General features: G+C 52.7%; 8 protein-coding genes. All 8 read right to left on the reverse strand.

Going from position 1 to position 18185, the window contains the following annotated elements; genetic code table 11:
• Positions 1–8: 8 nt before the first annotated feature.
• A complete protein-coding gene (locus BLW29_RS13535; protein ID WP_090980313.1) occupies positions 9–1805 on the reverse strand; it encodes an L-fucose isomerase in 1797 nt (598 codons plus the stop codon).
• A 20-nt stretch (positions 1806–1825) separates the two neighbouring features.
• Positions 1826–3904: a hypothetical protein gene (locus BLW29_RS13540; RefSeq protein WP_090980315.1), complete on the reverse strand. Its 2079-nt coding sequence runs from the start codon at positions 3902–3904 to the stop codon at positions 1826–1828.
• An 8-nt stretch (positions 3905–3912) separates the two neighbouring features.
• The gene (locus BLW29_RS13545) at positions 3913–4758 is read right to left on the reverse strand and encodes a carbohydrate ABC transporter permease (protein WP_090980318.1); all 846 of its coding nucleotides are present in this window, start codon (positions 4756–4758) and stop codon (positions 3913–3915) included.
• Between the two features lie 29 nt (positions 4759–4787).
• Complete coding sequence (locus BLW29_RS13550; RefSeq protein WP_256208599.1) at positions 4788–5681, reverse strand: carbohydrate ABC transporter permease; 894 nt, start codon at positions 5679–5681, stop codon at positions 4788–4790.
• An 83-nt stretch (positions 5682–5764) separates the two neighbouring features.
• Positions 5765–7114 carry an ABC transporter substrate-binding protein gene (locus BLW29_RS13555; RefSeq protein WP_090980323.1) on the reverse strand — a complete coding sequence of 450 codons (1350 nt, stop codon included), beginning with the start codon at positions 7112–7114 and terminating at the stop codon, positions 5765–5767.
• Between the two features lie 102 nt (positions 7115–7216).
• Complete coding sequence (locus BLW29_RS13560) at positions 7217–8842, reverse strand: response regulator transcription factor (RefSeq protein ID WP_090980326.1); 1626 nt, start codon at positions 8840–8842, stop codon at positions 7217–7219.
• 3 nt (positions 8843–8845) lie between these two features.
• Positions 8846–10633: a cache domain-containing sensor histidine kinase gene (locus BLW29_RS13565; protein WP_090980328.1), complete on the reverse strand. Its 1788-nt coding sequence runs from the start codon at positions 10631–10633 to the stop codon at positions 8846–8848.
• A gap of 87 nt (positions 10634–10720) precedes the next feature.
• Complete coding sequence (locus BLW29_RS13570) at positions 10721–18133, reverse strand: 3-keto-alpha-glucoside-1,2-lyase-like domain-containing protein (protein ID WP_143044400.1); 7413 nt, start codon at positions 18131–18133, stop codon at positions 10721–10723.
• Positions 18134–18185 lie beyond the last annotated feature (52 nt).

The raw sequence follows: 18185 nt of genomic DNA on the forward strand, positions 1-18185 counted from the left end.
CTCTCCCTTTACTTATATAGAGGTCCTAGCGTCTGGCAAGCCCGATAATCCGCGCCTACCGAGTCCATCCCGCCGAATGAAGTCCAAGCCGAAGGCCTGAACATCCGCTCGTCCGGCACATTGTGCATGCTGACCGGGATGCGCAGCATGGAAGCCAGCGTAATCAAGTCGCCGCCAATATGACCGTAGCTGACTGCCGCATGGTTGGAGCCCCAATTGTTCATGACCGTATATACATCCTTGAACAAGCCTTCGCCCGTCGTATTCGGTACGAACCAAGTGGTCGGCCACGTGCTGTTGCTCCGTTGATCCAGCGTGTCGTGAACTTCATTGGGAAGCTCGACGGTATAACCCTCGGCCAATTGAAGTACGGGTCCGACGCCGTCAATGATGTTGATGCGGGCCATCGTAACCGGCATGCCTTCGCGCGTCGTGAAGTCGGTCGAATATCCGCCTCCGCGGAAGAAGTCGACCGCCGGACACCACCTGGTGGCCTTCAGGCAATTGTCGACATCCTCCTGCGTAATGTCCCAGAACGGTTTCATGGCGGGTTTGCCGTTCAGTTCCATTTGGCCCGTCGCGTCAAGCGCTGCAGGACCGGAGTTAATGAGATGGATAACGCCATCCTTAGCGGCTCCGTTCAACTCATAGCCTGTTACTCGCTTAACCGCGTCAGGGCTCCAATAGGTCCGAACGTCCGCGAAGATTTGCGCGGCGTTCGTAAGCAGGTGGCCGAACAACATCGTTACGCCATTCAACGTATCGTTCTCCGTTGCCAGCATGAACGGTTCGCGAATGCCGTTCCAATCGAACGAGGAAGTCAAGATCGCTTCCATGAAGTCGCCGTTCGGATAGAAATCTGTCCATGCGCGTTGACCTTGGAAGCCCGCAGCGATTGCGTTGCGTCCGAGCGCTTCTTCACCGAATCCGATAGCGGCTAGCTCCGGATTGCCAACCATCATATCGCGAGCGATAAGCGTCATCTTGACGACCGTTTCCCAATCGCCTTGCTTCTGTTCAGCGGTCCGCTGCAGGTGCGGCGGATTCACTTCATTGCCTTCGATGCAGTTGTTGCGCGTCCATTCCAGCGCCTTCTCGAATTCTGCTCGGTCGTAGATCCCCAGCTCCATACGTCTTACAAACTCCGTCATGTCCACGTATTCGTTGCGAATACCGAGGTACTTCTGGAAGAAGGACTCATCCGCGATACATCCCGCGATGCCCATCGAGACATTGCCCATCGACAAATAGGATTTGCCTTGCATCGTGGCGACGGCAAGACCCGCTCTCGCGAATTGCAGCAGCTTCTCTTGTACATCAGGCGTAATCGTCGTGTCCCCGATATCCTGAACGTCGCGGCCGTATATGCCAAATGCCGGTAAGCCCTTCTGATTATGCGCCGACAAAGCCGCCGCCAAGTATACAGCACCCGGGCGCTCGGTGCCGTTAAAGCCCCAGATCGCTTTGGGACGGGTAGGATGCGTATCGATTGTTTCTGTAGGATAACACCAGGAAGGGGTTACGGAGATCGTCAGTCCTACGCCCGCACGAGCAAACTTCTCTTCCGCCTGCGCAGCTTCCACGACGCCGCCAATGCAAGTATCGGCAATGACGCATTCGACCGGCAATCCGTTGCTATGTCTTAAATGTTCGCTGAGGAATTGCGCCGTCGTGCGCGCCATTTCCATCGTTACGTCTTCCAGCGATTCGCGAATTCCTCCACGTCGCCCATCGACGATCGGACGAATTCCGATCAGAGGCATGCTTCCTTGCAGCCGATTTGTTCCTTTACTCGTTGTGCTCATATTGGATTCACTCCTGATAGTTAATAGTCGGTGGTAGCAGCAACAGGGACGGAGACAGCGGCAAGCGAACGCTCGAACTCTGCCAGAGACGAGGAAGCCGCACCACAGCCCCAATCGAAGATAGTAAACTCGCCGAGTCCGTCTACGGGAGTACCGTCATGATGGTTGAAGTTCTCCATATGGAAGCCGTAGTCGTTCTCGTCGAAACGGGGATGAACACGCTCGTAAATCGCCTTAACGACAGGATTCAGCGGGCAGTACATCATATAGAAGGAAGATTTCATCGCCCACAGCGCGCGAGCCCGATAGCTCGCATTGCCGGTGAGGCGATAATATTCAAGATAAGTCAAAGCGAATAAGCTTTGTCTGGCGTCGTTCCATTCGTCGTCGCTGTTCATGACGCCGAAACCCCCGACGGTTGGAACCGGGAAGTAGCCAGGCTGCCAAATTTGCTGATATAGGGATGCTTCAGCCAACACCTGCTCTCCAGCGTCCAGCCATTCCGCCTTTCCGGTTGCCCGGTAAAGATCTTTGAACGCTTCGGCCGTCCAATACATACCGAAGTTGCATTGATTGTACAGGCCGCTTCGCGGATCGAGCATGCCGTATTGCTTATCCTCCCATTGTTTGGAGCAAGACCAGTACGTCTCGAAATCCTCCCAGCGTCCAGTCTTCACCACCTTCTCGGTGACCATGTGAGCCGCTAGCTCGGCTGATGCGACGTACCGGGCATCGGGCTCGATTTCGTTCAGCAGGCACAGCAGCATGACATGCATTGAAGCTTCCGGACTCTCGAGCAAATACGGCGAAATTTGCGAGGTGACGGGCTGAACCCAAGCGGGGAATCCGCCGTTCTTGAGCTGAAGGCTTAACAAGCGATTCACGTAGCTGCGCACGAAGGGCAGGATTCGCTCATCGGCGCATACGTCCCTGTGCCACTTCAGAAGCCAATAGCAGGTCCAGGAAGAGTCCAGCAGATGCACATAATCTTCGTGTCCGGCAGGACGTCTCGGGCCAGACATATACCAGCGCCCGGATTCCCAGCGATTATCGTCGCCTGCTTGGTAATAACCTGGGAATAACCCATCTAATTGCGGTGCGCTTAAGGCAAAGTTAAGCGCCAGCTCGGACTTATCCACCCAATCTTGGCGTCCTTGGCGCTTGCCCCACTGCGCATAGCCGTAGGCCGTACGCAAGCCGCAAAACCATGCTTGGTTCCATAAACTCTTGGGTTCGCGCCATTCTTGTTCTTGGCCAAGCCCCGGCTTTTGCCTTGCGCAGACGATGAATACGACACCGCCTACCTCTGCACCGTTCAGCGAGAATTGCTGCCAGGTTACACCCTGCCAACGGTCGAGCGCCCAGCCATACGCGTATTCCGCATAGGGCGTTAACGCTGCGACAACCGATGCTTCCTCCTCAAGAGGCATACGATCGGCAGCGAATTGCTCCCAAAGGAACCGCTCGATGCCTCTGTAATCTTTGTCCCGTTGATCTGCAGTCTTCGTCAGCTCGAGCAAGTAGAATCGGTACGTGACGGATTGAGAGAACGCTTGCGCAGACGGGGTCAATCGATGATAGACATGACCTGTTTCCTCGTAGGCGCTCAATCCATACATCACGCTATGATCGGCCTGGACGTAATCCATGATGTGGGGAATCATGCGCTCGCGCTCGATGTGCGCCAAGTCGGGAACAAGAGCCGTCATTCGCGCCGCGTCCTCGAAGACGATCGCAGGCGAACGGAACATTTTATCCCCCACGACCATATCCGCTTGCGGTGACAAGTGCGGCTTCCAGATGCAGGAGAGAATGCTCTCCACCGGCATGACGAGCTGAACCCCGCTTATTACTAAGCCTGTACGTAAAGGCGTAATCGTAACTTCCGCTTCGGAAACCTGTTGTTCCACTGTCGTCAAGCCTCGGTTATTGTGAATGCGAAGCTGTACTCGCGCATCCGGCAATTCAGCTGAATAATGACATGTATGCTCTGCCGAATCGTGGACGGTTTCAGCAGCCAGCGCGTTAAGTTCGTAACTATGCCATTCGTTCTGAGCAAACCATTTGATGATCATACCTTCTTGAAGCCAAGCCGCCATGGGAACACTCATCCTTTCACTCCGGACATCGTAATGCCTTGGACATAATATTTTTGCAGTAGGAGGAACACGCCGAGAATCGGCACGGAGCTGATGGTCGTTGCCGCCAGCACTTTCCCCCACGATATATTCCTTAGGGATTGGAACGAGGAGATCGCTACTTGTATGACCTGTTTCTTCTCTTCATTAATGACCACTAACGGCCATAAGAAGGAATCCCACTGATTCAGGAAGGTCATTAAGCCTAATGTAATCAGAGCAGGAACCGCGGTAGGCAGAACGATTTTGTAATAGATCCGGGTCCAAGCGGCACCATCCATCCGGGCAGCATCGAGGATGTCGCGCGGAATATCGGCAAAAAACTGAATGAGCATGAATATCCCGAACACCCATACAATCTGGGGAACGATCAATGCTCGGTATGAATTCATCCAATGCATGTCGCTAATCAGTAAATACTGAGGAATCATAATGACTTCGTAAGGAATGACAAGCGAAGACAGGAAGATCACGAGCAGCACTTTCTTGAACGGAAAACGAAGCTTGGCAAATGCAAAAGCGGCCAATGAGTTGATTAGCAAACCTGCTGCCGTTACAAGTACGGCAACGAACAAGGTGTTGGCCATATACCTTCCGAAGGGCTTGGAGGCGTCCATGAAGATGTCCTTATAGTTACTGATAGTCCAATGGACCGGGAAGAATAGATGCCATCCGAGCTTGCTGTACCTGAAAATCTCTTCATGGGTTCGGAATGAGCTCATGATCATCCAATAGACAGGGAAGATAACGAGAATGGCGATAATGCTCATGATAATGGTTCGAATGACGACGATGCCGGTCCGGCTCTTGTCCATGTGAAGGCCTCCTTAGGTACGAAATCGGACTAATACTCGACATCTGTCCGGAATACTCGCAATTGAATAACAGAGATAACGAGCACGATCGCGAATAAAATGAAGGCCGCCGCCGAAGCGTAACCCATGTTCATTTGCTTGAATGCCGTTTCGTAAATGTAGTGCACGACGGTGCTCGTTGATTGTGCAGGGCCGCCGCTGGTTGTGATATAGACGGGCACGAAGATTTTGAGCGCGTCCATTGTCGTAATGACAACGACGAAGCCCATCGTACGCTTCAGAAGGGGTAACGTGACCGTTACGAATTGCTGGAACGGTCCAGCCCCGTCCATGTGCGCTGCCTCGTAGAGCGAATCCGGAATGTTGTTCAGTCCGGCTAGGAATACGATCATAAAGAAGCCCATAGCCTTCCAGATACATAAGATAATGATGCCGATCATGGAGATATCGGGATTGGACAGAAAATCCAGCGTAGGAAGTCCGATTCCCTTCAGGATAATATTAAGCATCCCGTAGTCCTTGTTATAGATCAGCTTGAAGATCGTGGATGCGATGGCGAAGGATACGACCACCGGCAAGAAATAGATCGTACGGAAGACCCCGACCCCGCGGAATGACTTTCGCACAAGCAAAGCAAGTCCCAATGCGATGACCGTCTGAAGTGGAATGACGACGGCCGCAAAGTAGAACGAATGCCCCAGACTGGCGAGGAAGGTGCTGTCGCTTAACAGATTCTTGTAATTATCCAGCCCCGCTGGAGTCGAATGAGACGAAATCAGATTGTAATTCTGGAAGCTGATCAGAAGCGCCCGCGTCATCGGATAGAAGATGAACAATAAGAGCAGCGCCAGTGCGGGTAGGATGAACAAGAATGCGGCTCTCGTCTCCTGCTTGTCATACAGGCCCGATTTGTATCCTTTCACGGTCGATTCCTCCTGACTTTGTTGGATAACACAAAGGGAGAGGAGCGTAGTACTCTCTCTCCCTTTGCGCATGCTATCGTAGTTTATTTCACTTGCGCGATTCCGCTGTCGACTTTATCTACCGCTTTCTTGAGTGCGTCGTCGACATTCATGCCGCCAAGGCCTACGTCTTCGAACAGAAGACGGACTGCTTCGCTGACTGCAGGATAAGCCGGCGTTACAGGACGAGGATGCGCGTACTTCGCAGACTGCTGAACAAAGATGTTCATCGGATACTCTTTAAGCTCTTGGAATGCATCTGCCGTTGACAGGCGAGCCGGCAGGTTCTTCGTATCTTGGTACCATTGCTTGGAGCCCTCTACGCCAGTTACCCAGTTCAAGAATGCCCATGCTTCTTCAGGATGTTTCGTTTTGGCGGTAATCGCCATGTTCCAGCTGCCGTTAGGCGTTACTTGCTTCGCGTCTTTCCAGAGCGGAGCCACGTCGTAATCAACGCCTAGCTTGAAGTTCGGGAAATTCGATTCAAGAGCGCCGAATGCCCAAGGGCCATCGATGTTGATTGCCACTTTGCCGTTTGCGAACGCGTCTTGCGGGAGCTCCTTAGGAGCAACTTTCTCGGTATTGTACAAGGAACCCCAGAATTCGAGCGCCTTCTTGTTCGCCGGGGAATCCAGGAAGCCCTTCGCGGTCGTCATCTCTGGGTTCAGAATTTCGCCGCCCGCCTGCCATAGGAACACCATTTCGGAGAACGGAGCACCTTCATGTCCTGCGAAGCCCCATGGAGTCGGGTTCCAACCGTACACGCCGTTTGCCGGATCGTTCAGCTTCTTAGCCGCATCGAGCATTTGTTCCCAAGTCCAAGCTTCGTCCGGGTTCTTCGAAGGAAGCGGAATGCCTTTGGCTTCGAACATCTTCTTGTTGTAGAACATCGCCAAGCTGGCATCGTTGTTAGGAGCTGCGTAGATCTTGCCGTCGTACGTCAAGCTCTCCAGAACCGGTTTGGCGATATCGTCTTTATTGCCGTCTTTGTTCATGTAATCGTCAAGGGGCAGCAGCGCTCCTTGATGAGCGTAGGAAGCCAGCGTCGGGCCGTCTAGCGCCATGATGTCCGGCGGGTTGCCACCGGCAAGCGCCGTGCGGATTTTAGTCTCGTACTGGTCGTTCGGAATCAATTCCATTTTGACCGTAATGTTCGGGTATTTCTCTTCGAACGTCTTGATCATCTTGTTCAAGGAATCGGCTTCCGGAGCAAAGTCATGGCGCCAGAACGTCAACTCGACCGGCTCGGCTCCTGCGTTGCTCGCATTGTTAGTGGCAACGTTCGCCGGTTCGCTGGCATTGGCGGCGTTGTTGGTCTTGTCGTTGGAACCGCAACCTACCAAGCTGACTGTCAGTGCCGAAGTTAAGAGCAGGCCTGCAATTTTTTTATTCATATGACCCTACCTTTCAATCGTTGGCTGATGTATTTACAAGTTCATGTTACCACCGCGGCAAGTTGCCTTGAATCCAATCGTATGGGTTTGTAGCATGCAAAATTATCGGATTTGGTCTTCGCCTCGATGCAGCCGATACTCGTTCGGGCTCACTCCGTACATCTTCTTGAACACGCTGCTTAAGTAGCTGGCGTTAGCGAATCCGACCAACTCCGCGATATCCGCGAGTCGAAGGTTCGGATCGGCCAACAGCTCCGAGACTTTGCGTATGCGGGCTTGCACGAGATACTCGCTAAAGGTTGATCCGAACTGCTTCTTAAACAGCTCGGAGAGGTAGGTTGTATTGATGTGGAACCGATCCGCAAGCATGGACAAGCTGATCTCGTTCATGTAATGCGCGTCCATATATTGGCGCACCGCTTCGACTACGGCTGAGCCGCCGCTTGCTCTCGAACGCTTAATGCCTTCCGTTACGATCATGGCAAGCTCCCTCAAATAAGCGATAGCTGACTGATGGGTCGTAAAGCTCCATTGGGTAATCGGGAATATCCAATCCTGCGTCTGCCCGATAGCCAGTCCGTTCTTGGTGACCGCTTGATCCAAGAGCAGCACGACGCGCAGCATGAAGGAGTAAATGTCCTGCAGCGATACCTTCCGCGACTGAAGCATATTCTCTATCATATGGACGAACCGGTCCAGCTCCGCATCCTCCAGCAGAATAAGCAGTCTTTTCTCCACCTCGGGCAGCAGCTTCTCCGCCGGATACGCTGCCTTATCGGCATAAATCGTCTGCGTGATTGCGCCTGCCTGGCTTCTGCTCCAAGCCGTCAACGCCGATAGAAAAGCTTGCCTCACGGAAGAGAGTCCTGCGTGCAGCTCTCCCACGGCGATGACCGTTTCCACCTTCAGGTGAAGCTTTAACGTTTCGTGCACCAGTTCCGTCAATTGAAGCATCCTTTGTTCGCCTTGCTCGGCCGTATCCGCGGAAATCAGGTAATGCATGATGTTCGGATAGCTCGGATGAGGAAAGGCAAACACCGCTTGCTCGAGACCGTTGTTCTCCACAATCTCCCTGCTGAGCATCTGGAAAGCTAGACGGAACAAACCGCTCTGCCCTTCTCCGGCCTCGAATCGGTTGGCAGTAGAGCGGATCTCGACGGAGAGGAAACGGATGAGCGCATCATCGTTCATAAGCGGCGTAAGTTGCAGCGTCGTAATATCGCTCCGAAGCGGAAGCAGATGCTCTTCTCCTTCGTCGCTAATCAAAGCGAGCATAAGCTGTTCCCGAACGGCGGGCAGCGACTGGCTTAATCTCCACTGCGTATCGCTATGCTCGGTTTGCTTCTTGCGGTCTTCGCCAATTTCATCGCGCACCTTTAAGATAATCTCCTTCATCTCGCTCCGAACGACGGGTTTAAGCATGTAGTCCCTAGCTCCGCACTGAAGGGCCGCTTTGACGAAATGAAAGTCGTCGAAGCCCGACAGTACGATGACCTTCAAGAACGGATGCTTCACTGAACAGCGCTTCAGAAGCTCAAGGCCGCTCATGACGGGCATTTTAATATCCGTAATCATAAGATCGTACGCGGTCTCCTCCAGCTTATCCAGCGCTTCTTGGCCATCTTTCGCTTCGCCGGCGACAAAGAAGCCCATGCTTGCCCAATCTATCTTCAGCTTTAATCCCGTGCGGATTTCTTGTTCGTCGTCGACGATCAATACGTTATACATCGCTTAAACCTCGTTTCTTGGAAGGCCGATGGCAATCAGCGTCCCTTGTTCAGGTGAAGACTGTATGTTCATGCTAAGTCCAGGTCCGTAATAGAGCTGACAGCGAGCCAGAACGTTCCGAAGGCCGATTCTGCGTCCGGACGCCCCTAGCACATCCGAGATTTGACCGTTATCAATCTGTTCGTACAGTTCATCGATGAGTTCTCGGGACATCCCTACTCCGTTATCCTCAATTCGGATGACCATTCGGTTCTCTTCCTGGCCAACGGCAACCCGGACAATGGCCGTGTGGGAATTTTCCAAGCTAAATTTGACGGCATTCTCGACCAATGGCTGAAAAATAAACTTGACGATGGAGAGATGCTCCAGCGCAGGATCCACGTTGAGCTCGATATCCAGACGGCTGCCGAATCGAATGCGCAGAATAGAGATATAATGCCGGATATATCTCATTTCCTCTTGGAGCTTGACGAGATCCGTATCCGTCTTGAGGGAGAAGCGCAGCATCTGTCCGAGTGATTCCGTCACGTCCACGACTTCCTCGGATCGGCCTTGCGCGGACAAGCTTCCGATAGCCTCCAGCGTATTGTAAAGAAAATGCGGATTGATTTGCATGAGCAGCGCTTTATATTCCGCATCCTTGCGTCGCATATTCGCTTGAAATTCGGTTTCAATCAGGAATCGCAAACGCCTGACCATGGTTTGGAACACTTGGGTCGCATAGCCGACCTCGGTTCTCCCCCGAGGGGCGTTATCCGATGCATGCCGTTCGGCCTCGGAAAGTTCCCCGCGCTCTGCCAGCTTCATCGATTTCACGAGATTGGAGAGCGGCCTTGCGATGCTGCCTGACAAGCCGAACACCGCACCGATCGTAAGCACGAGCAGTACGCCGGCAGCTCCAAGCATCGTCTGCTGTACCCTGGTCATCTTCTCGAAGAGCTCCGATTCCGGAACTTCGCCAATGACCGTCCAATCCGAACCCTTCAGCTTCCGAAAGAGTACGAGGTGCTGCTTTCCTTCGGCATTCACTGTTATTTTGCCGCCGGAATGCTTGTCCTTCAGGATGTTTGGCCACACAAGCTTATAGCCTGACATGTCCTCGGGAACTTGCTGGTCAAGCACCGGTAGACCTTCGTTGTCCAGCAAATAGACCCGGCCCGTTTCGCCGAATTTTATTTTCTCGATAGGTTTCTGAATTTCCCTGGACAGCACGTTAACCTTCAGTATCCCGATGTTCTGAAAGGTGCTTAAGTGAACTAAATTGAAGAGCAGACTATTGGTGCTTTCCTTCTGCAGATAGTTCGGTTGATATTTATCTAGGTGGGCCGGTGTCCAGCGCCGTTCCTCGGATTTAAAAGCCGAGTACCACTCGCTCTTCAGGTACGAGTCGTCATGGAACGCTTGGTCGTTAATGCCTACGGCCATTCCTTTCTCGTCAAACACTGTAATCGAGGAGATATACGTATGATTGAGAGAGATCGAGGATAGAAACTTCCGCAGCTCCGCATCGAGGAGAACTTTGCGGTCCTCGCGAAGATTCGGATTCATCTGTCCGCTGATCCATTGCTGGGTCACCTCGTTGCTGAGGACCTGATTCGCGACGTCTTCGACTTGATTAGTCAGCGTATTGACGAAGGCCGCGTACTGATCCATCGTCTGCGAGGTGGATTCCTCGATGGAATGACCGATCTCCGAGTTCGACATCCCGGTCAAAATGCTGACCATGGTCACGAAAGGAATAATTAACAGCACGATGAAGGTGACGGTAAGACGCCCCCGCAATGAATACATCAACGTAGATCCCCTCCGAAATGCGCACGACTCCCTCCAGATCGCGTCTGAAGGGAGTGGGTGCGTTGACAGTAAATTCGATTAAGTCTATTGGTCTAGCAGTTTGAAGAGATTGTACACGGCTTGCATCGTTTCCGCGCGAACCGCATTGGATTTCGGAGCGAAAGTTCCGTCTCCGTTGCCTTGCATTAACCCCAGGCTCGCGGCCTGCTTCACGAACTCGGATGACCAATCGGACAGCTTCGCCTGATCTTTGAAATCGCCAGCCGCGCTTGTTCCCGGTTGAGCGGTATCTTGATCCATGTTCTTGTAGTGGAATGCACGAACAATCATGACGGCGATCTCTTCGCGGGTGATCGTTGCGTCTGGATTGAAATGGCTGCCGTCTCCGAGAACGAGGCCGGCTTCGCTAGCCGCCGCTACGCTTTGTGCGTACCATGCGTCTTGATCCACATCCGTGAATGCGGATTTGGCGGTTGCTTCAATGCCGAGCAAACGAACGAGCATGGCCGCGAATTCCGCGCGAGTTGTCTTTGCGTTTGGCGAGAATTGCGTCTCGGACGTTCCATTCACAAGTTGCTGAGCCGACATTACTTTCAGCGCTTCATACGCCCAGTTCGTGGTTGCGACATCATCGAACGATCTGTCGTACACCATCAGTGCAATGTTGTTCAAGTTGCTGCCCGTTACAACGGCTTGATCGTTATGCCTATCCATTGTGCCAGGCAGGTACTCCCAAACGCCCGACGTTTCGTTTAGTCGATATGCACCGAGAAGCAGCTCATTATTCGAGCTTCCTTTGTAGTGCAGTGTCAGTTGTCCTGGCAATTGAGCTCCATCCAGGTCAATCAGTTTGCCTTGACTATCGATTGCCGAGAACTGCAGGCTCGCAATTCCGCCGCCAGCTAGCTGCATCCGAACGCCAGGTTCCGTCGGTACTTGCGACATGGCTTGTGCCTGATCGCCGGTTACCGTTCTGATTCCTACGACGAGCTGTGCGTTTGGACCGGCTGTGGCCGCCATTAGCTTCGCAGCCGCTTGCAGCGTTGCCGCGTTAAGTGTAATCGTGCTTGTTCCTCCTGCAATGATAAGCGAACTGTTGCCTAGTTTGCTTGCAGCGCCTTCAGGAAGCAGAACTTGCTCTTTCCCTTGCGGCAAATTAACGTGAATGCCGTCCTTCGGAGGAGATTGCCATTGCTCCGTTGGAATAACAGCTACCGTGTTAGGCAAGGCCGGCGGTTGAGCGGGATTTAGGACCGGGATATAAGGAGTATCCAGCGTTCTGACAGCGACCGACAATCCGTCGTTCCAGTTCCCCGCGGCATCTGCTGCCTTGACCTTGAAGTTGTACAGCGTGCTGCTGGTTAAACCGGTCACCGTATAACTATGGACGGAATCCTCAACCGCAGCCAGCAGGACATCATTCTGATAGACCCGATATTGCGTTACTCCAACCTCGTCGTTCGCAGGGCTCCAGGCCAATTGAAGGCCGGTCTGAGAAATGCCTGTCGCTTCGAAAGTTGCTTCTTCGTCCCATACCGGTGCGAGAGTATCGGGATTACTTGGTTCTTCATCTTCATTCAGCGTCGTTGCCGCTGTCGATGGGCCGTCCGCACTCCAGTTGCCTGCAGCATCGGCCGCTTCCACCTTGAAGTGATATTCCGTGCCGCTCGATAAACCATCCACCGTATATTCGTTTATGGAACCGGCCACTGTCGCGATCGACGCTCCGTCTTGATAAATTTGATATTGCGCGACTCCGGTATTATCGCTTGCGGTGCTCCAAGCCAATTGCAGACCGGTCTTCGTGACATTAGCAGCGCTCAAGGAAGATTCCGGTGTCCATGTCGGCGCCTCGACATCCGGATCGCCCGGCTCGATGTCACTTATAGTGCCTGCTGTCACCGACGGACCATTCTCACTCCAGTTATCCACCGCGTCGCCGGCTTCGACTTTGAAGCTGTATTCTGTTTCAGGCGTTAAGCCTCCCACCAAGTAACTATGAACGTTCCCTGGAACAGTCATTATTGGAACGCCATTCTGATAGATGCGGTATTGCGTTATGCCTGTCGTATCGACAGCACTAGTCCAATTCAACGTCATACCCGTGCTCGTCGCGTTCGAAGCGGTCAAGCTTGCATCTGGCCAAGTCGGCGCCTCGACATCCCATGCGTTGACTTGAACGTTGTCGTACTCGGCAGTTCCTTGGAAAGCGAACAATCCGAATTTACCGGCAGCATAGGTCGAATCGTTCTTATCAATCGCAAGTACACCGTCGAGATACACTTTGATGTTCGCACCTTTAACGACCACCTTCAGGTGATAGGTTTGATTCAAAGCTTTGGTGAAGGACGTGTACCGGATTAGCTCCGCATAAGGTCTCTTCGCCAGCTTAAGTCCGTCATACACGCTAAGGATGACATCATAACCTTGCGTTCCATTGGCGTTGGTTCTGAAGCTAATGCCCGTGGAGTTTCCGTTGATCAGCTTCACATCCGCGCTATAGACGAAATCCTGGCCTTGCTTGTCGAAAATGTTCCATGCGTCGAACCAGCTGTTAGGCGTTAGATAATCGACCTTCATTCGATCGCCTGTATTGCTCCATACGCCGCCATTCGGCGCCCAGCCGGACATGTCCCCGTCATTGAAATTCTCTGTAAACGTCTCCGTTCCAGCTACCGTGATTGCTACGGTATTGGAGACTTTCGTGACCCCGTTTAGCTTCACGGTCGCCGTAAGGTTAGCTGTTCCAAAGCCCTTCGCGGTTACCGTTCCACCGTCAGCTACCGTCGCTACAGCAGAATTATCACTGGCATAAGTAATTGTTGCGTTTGTGAGATCTGCTGCCGTCCCGTTCGACATCGTTCCGCTTACATGAATCGTCGACATTTCGGCGATATTCATCTGCGGTGTCGAAGTCGAGGCCGAAACGCTATCTAACAGCGCTACCGAATCGTCAATTGTGACGACAAGATCCGCGCTATTGGAGCGCACGGTCGTACCGTTAAGCGTAACATCCGCATAGATCGTTGCGGTGCCTTCGCCTATTGCCGTTACTTGACCGTTGGCATCTACGGTGGCGACCGATTCGTTGCTGCTTGCGTAGGCATAAGTCGCCGTAGTCAAGTCAGCCTCTTCTTCGGTGTTCAGCTTGCCCGTTGTTTGCAGCTGCGTTGCCTGGCCGACAAGCAGCGAAGAATTGGCTAGCGCTACCGTCGCTTGATCCAGCTTAAACGTCGTTTCGGCTTTCAGGTTATCGAACGAAGCTTCGCTCTGGAACGAGAACATGCCGAATTTACCAAACGTATAGTTGTATGCCGTTTCGTTATAATCCATTTTCAATGCGCCGTTCAAATAGACTTTAATGTTGTCATTCTTAGCCACGATCTTGACATGGTAAGTCTGATTGTCCGCCAAAGGAGTTTGTACCGTCTTGAAGGCGCGATATGGCCGGCCCGCAAGCTTCATGCCTTCGTTCTTGTCCAGGATGAGATCGTAGCCTGTCGATCCCGTATCGTTTGTTCGGAAGCTGAGACCGGCCGCTTGGCCGTTCTTGAATGTAACGTCTCCGGAGTACACAAAGTCCTTGCCTTGAGCATTCATAATATTCCAAGAATCCCAGCCTGTCGGCTGCGGATTGCTCACCTTCGCCTGGCCGTCCTGAACGCTCCATACACCGGGACCGCTCTTCGTCCAACCGAGTAGATCTCCATCGTCGAAGTTATCCGCGAAGCCTGTGAATTGGCTTGGATCAATAACGGTAATGCTGATGGAATTCGGAGAAGTTACAGTGACACCATTAACTGTGACTTCCATTGTAATGGTTGCTGTGCCTGCCCCGTTAGCCTGCAGCATGCTGCGGCTTTCCGGATCCGCATTCGACGGATCATGGGTTACGGTGGCTACGTCAGGATTGGAACTGATGTAATGAATTTGCGTGCTTGCCGGCATATAGCCGAGGAACCACCATATTCCGTCCTTCAGCTTCGCCCATGGCCATACTTGAACAGTCTCGTTCACCATGAGGTTCATGCTTTCTTTATCGTCTTTGTAATAGATTTCTGCATAACTTAGATTTTCGACTTTCATGGCAAGCGAGTTGGATTGCTTGGTCACGCCGTTAATCGTTACCGAAGCGGACACGTTCGCCGTGCCGACTTTCGTTGCCTTCAATAGTTCATGGTCCTCCGTAAGTACAGTCGAATCACTGATGACATATTGGCGCAGCGCCGGTACATGCGTGACATCGAGCGTTTCGCCGTTGTCGAACGTCGCAATGACCGGTATTTCCTTCTCCTGCGTCATGAGCATGGTGTTCGTCTTGTAGCTGGAAATAGAAACGCTAACCAAAGAGGGAATCGTCACTGAGCTTGCGCTGTCGTTAGCCAACACATTATCGAAGCTCACTCGTCCTTGTGCATACAAGCCGGCATGTCCTTCTTCATAGGTTGAATCGACAATATGAAATACTTTCGTGCCGTCCAGATAGCCCATGAGAATCGGGCCGGCTGCAATGACCTTTAAGGTATAAGTTCTGTTTACGTTCACGTTCATCGGCTGGGAGTAAAGCACATGGCCTTGACGCGTGGCCAATTTCAGTTCGCCTTCTGCTCCGGCTTTGGAATCGAGCACGAAGTCGTAGCCTTCCTCGCCGGTCTCATCCGTACGGAAGCTCAGCCCCGCTGCTCCCGCCTCATTCAGCTTGAGATCCGCGCTATAGATCAGATCTTCTTGCGTCGCATCGTTGAGCAAGAGGTCGCCATTCACGCTTTGGGCTTCCAGCTTGCCGCTGCCAGCCGTCCATGACTCGCTGTTCAGCGAATTCCATTCGGACAGACTAGTGGAATCAAAGTTATTCTCGAAGCTCAGATGCGGAATGTCCACTTGAACCGCGTAAGTGGAACTGGTCGTACCAATACTGCCCTTCACCCACACCCACTTGGAATCCCCGGAAATTTCTTCACTGTACTTGCTTGAATCAAGTGCAGCTCCATTATTGGTGACCGAGGTAATAGAAGCATCCTTGGCGAATGGACCGAAGCGGAACTGAGAGCCTGCAATCGCATTCGCGGCAGATACTTGAAGAGTAGCCTGCTCCGGTTGAATGGAGTAGTCGTAGGAAACGTCGGTCTGGCCGATATTCCCGGAGCCGTCGCGGTAATGCGCCAGCCAGTCATTGACTTTAACGCCATCCCAACTGCTTGGAATGCGAGGCACGATGTTCAAGTTGGAGGTATCTTCCAGCGCGTCATCCAAGCCCGCCATTACGCGGACGTTCTTCAATGCAACGATATACTCAACCAAGTTCATGTCTTCGTTGGCGCCGCCGTTGCCGATTTCGTTCTGCTCGGCAATCCCGTGGTCCGACTTATTCACCTCGCGTACGAGCAGCCAAGGAGAAGTCTCCTGAACCCCTTCGTTGTCGTTAGCAAAGTTCAAATCCGTGCTGTTCCATATTACGTGCTGCAAATTCTTCTTCGCCATATCCATTCGATCGCCCATTAGCATCGATAGGAGCGGCCAGCCTCCACGTTCGGACAAAACCCCGTAATCGGTGCCGAAGCCGCGATTATGACCGTATAGCTTCCAGTCCGCCCAGAAATTCTCCGAGTGGTAATCTAAGGTGTTGTTTGTAATTTGACGCCAATCTTCGACCGCGCTGTTGCGCGTATCCGTTGGCGATTTGTAGCCATAGTACAATTCCTCTTGACTGCCGACTCCGAACCAGCCGGCATTGATCCAAGGAGCATCGCTGCCGTCGGTTTTAGTGCCATCGAGCGAATAGCGCCAAGTATCTTTCTTTATCGTATGGCCGAGCCACGTAAGATCCGTATGCGCAACCAGATTAGTGCTGATTCCTTGCGCGAGCAGGTCAGCGGAAGCTAACCAGTCCGCCGCTTCGCTGGTATGACCTGTCTTGCCAGCAACCTCGGCGCCGGCCAACAACGCAAAGTAAGCAATGGAGTTATTGTAGATCCCGTAACCTTTGTTGGTCGTTTCGAGACCGGTACCTTTGATCAAATGGTAGCTGTTGTTGCTGATTTGATCCTTGTAATAATCCAGCCCATCCTTCATTACCGGCCAAGCCTTGTTCACGTAATCGCCGACATAGTTATCGCCTTTAATCAAATAAGCAATGGTCGAGAATACGAGGCCGGCAGCTCCATTGTCCCCGGTGTAATGATTCGAGGCGCTGCGGAATAATGAGGCTTGCTTTGCTTCGTCGACATATCCCCATCTCGCCATCTCCAGCATCGCGGGAGCCGAGTCGGCTACCCAGTACAAGAGAGGGAAGATTCCGTTAGGCAGCGAGGAATCGATGAAGCCGGTGCTTTTCTCCGTCATCATGTCCATGTGGAAGTACATGGTGTTGTTGATGAGGCGTGTCCAATCCTCCGCCATCTCGTTACCCTTAAATACGACCTTCAAGGAGTCATCGGAGGTTGCCCCGTCCGTCACTTCCACGAGGCTCACGAAATCAATGGTGGAGCCAGGTGCCGTAGCGATTCTTACGGAATTCGCTCCATTAGCGATATACGAGGTAACGTCCAGATCCGAAATTCGTTCTTTGCTCGCTTCTCTCGTTGCTTCGATCGAACCATTGGCGCCGAAGTCGAAGGTATGATTACCCGTGCCGCCAATGAGGCCGGCCAATAAGTAATATTTCTTTCCGGGAGCCGGAGCCGGTTGATTCCAGTTCAGAACGACCGTGCCCGATTGACTCAGCGCGGAAATAGCCGTCCCGGAAGCCGGCAGGGAGAGATTCGTCGAACTCCCTTTGAATTCGCTGCTTGTTCCCTCGTAGTAACCCGCTTGCCACAGGACTTTGGAGGTGTCCCATACGATATGGCTGATGCGGTCTCGCCATACGGAGGATGGTCCAAGCTCGAGCCAGTGAAGATTGACGCCTTCTCCGTCTGTCGGATCAGCATCCTCGAATTTCAATTCCACGTACCCGTCCGCCCAGAGGGCCGGATCGGACAGCGTGAATTCCCATGGCGTCTGAACACCGAGCCCGCTGTTCCCTGTATTGAGCAGCGTCTCGCCTTCGGCCGTTAGCTTGATTTCGCCGATCCCTTCCATCGCCAAGTAGAGGGGAGCTGTCTGCGACGGATTTACGGGGATCTTATAAGAGAAATAAGCGCTTCCATTTGCAACCCGCTTGGTGACCTTCTTATGCCAGCCGTAACGAGCAAAATCCGCGACTCCGTTGCCTTGGCTTTCTATCTTGGCTTCCGAACCGCTATTTTGATCCAAGTATAGCTCCTTAACGACGGAGCCGACCATCCGACTGCCCGACGTATCGGCATTGCCCGCATCCGCTCCCGCGTAGATCCGGATTTGTCCCGGCTGCGGAGAATCCGAGAAAGAACCAGGCTTTACTTCGGTTGTAGGTATGCTCGCATGGGCAATACCCGCTCCGCTACCCGGAAATGCCGATCCCGATACGATTAAAACCGCAAAACAGGCAAGCAATGTTTTCTTTATTCTACTGTTCACGCCTTCACCCCACTGAAGTCTATTTATTGATGGTTTTACCTTATCACGAACA

Origin of the sequence: Paenibacillus sp. CF384 (assembly GCF_900106745.1) — a bacterium.
Taxonomy (GTDB): domain Bacteria; phylum Bacillota; class Bacilli; order Paenibacillales; family Paenibacillaceae; genus Paenibacillus_Z.

What these genes read in the sequence shown, in the direction of transcription:
- BLW29_RS13535 (WP_090980313.1), bottom strand. Translation starts at nt 1,805, where the DNA reads ATGAGCACAACGAGTAAAGGAACAAATCGGCTGCAAGGAAGCATGCCT.
- BLW29_RS13540 (WP_090980315.1), bottom strand. Translation starts at nt 3,904, where the DNA reads ATGGCGGCTTGGCTTCAAGAAGGTATGATCATCAAATGGTTTGCTCAG.
- BLW29_RS13545 (WP_090980318.1), bottom strand. Translation starts at nt 4,758, where the DNA reads ATGGACAAGAGCCGGACCGGCATCGTCGTCATTCGAACCATTATCATG.
- BLW29_RS13555 (WP_090980323.1), bottom strand. Translation starts at nt 7,114, where the DNA reads ATGAATAAAAAAATTGCAGGCCTGCTCTTAACTTCGGCACTGACAGTC.
- BLW29_RS13560 (WP_090980326.1), bottom strand. Translation starts at nt 8,842, where the DNA reads ATGTATAACGTATTGATCGTCGACGACGAACAAGAAATCCGCACGGGA.
- BLW29_RS13565 (WP_090980328.1), bottom strand. Translation starts at nt 10,633, where the DNA reads ATGTATTCATTGCGGGGGCGTCTTACCGTCACCTTCATCGTGCTGTTA.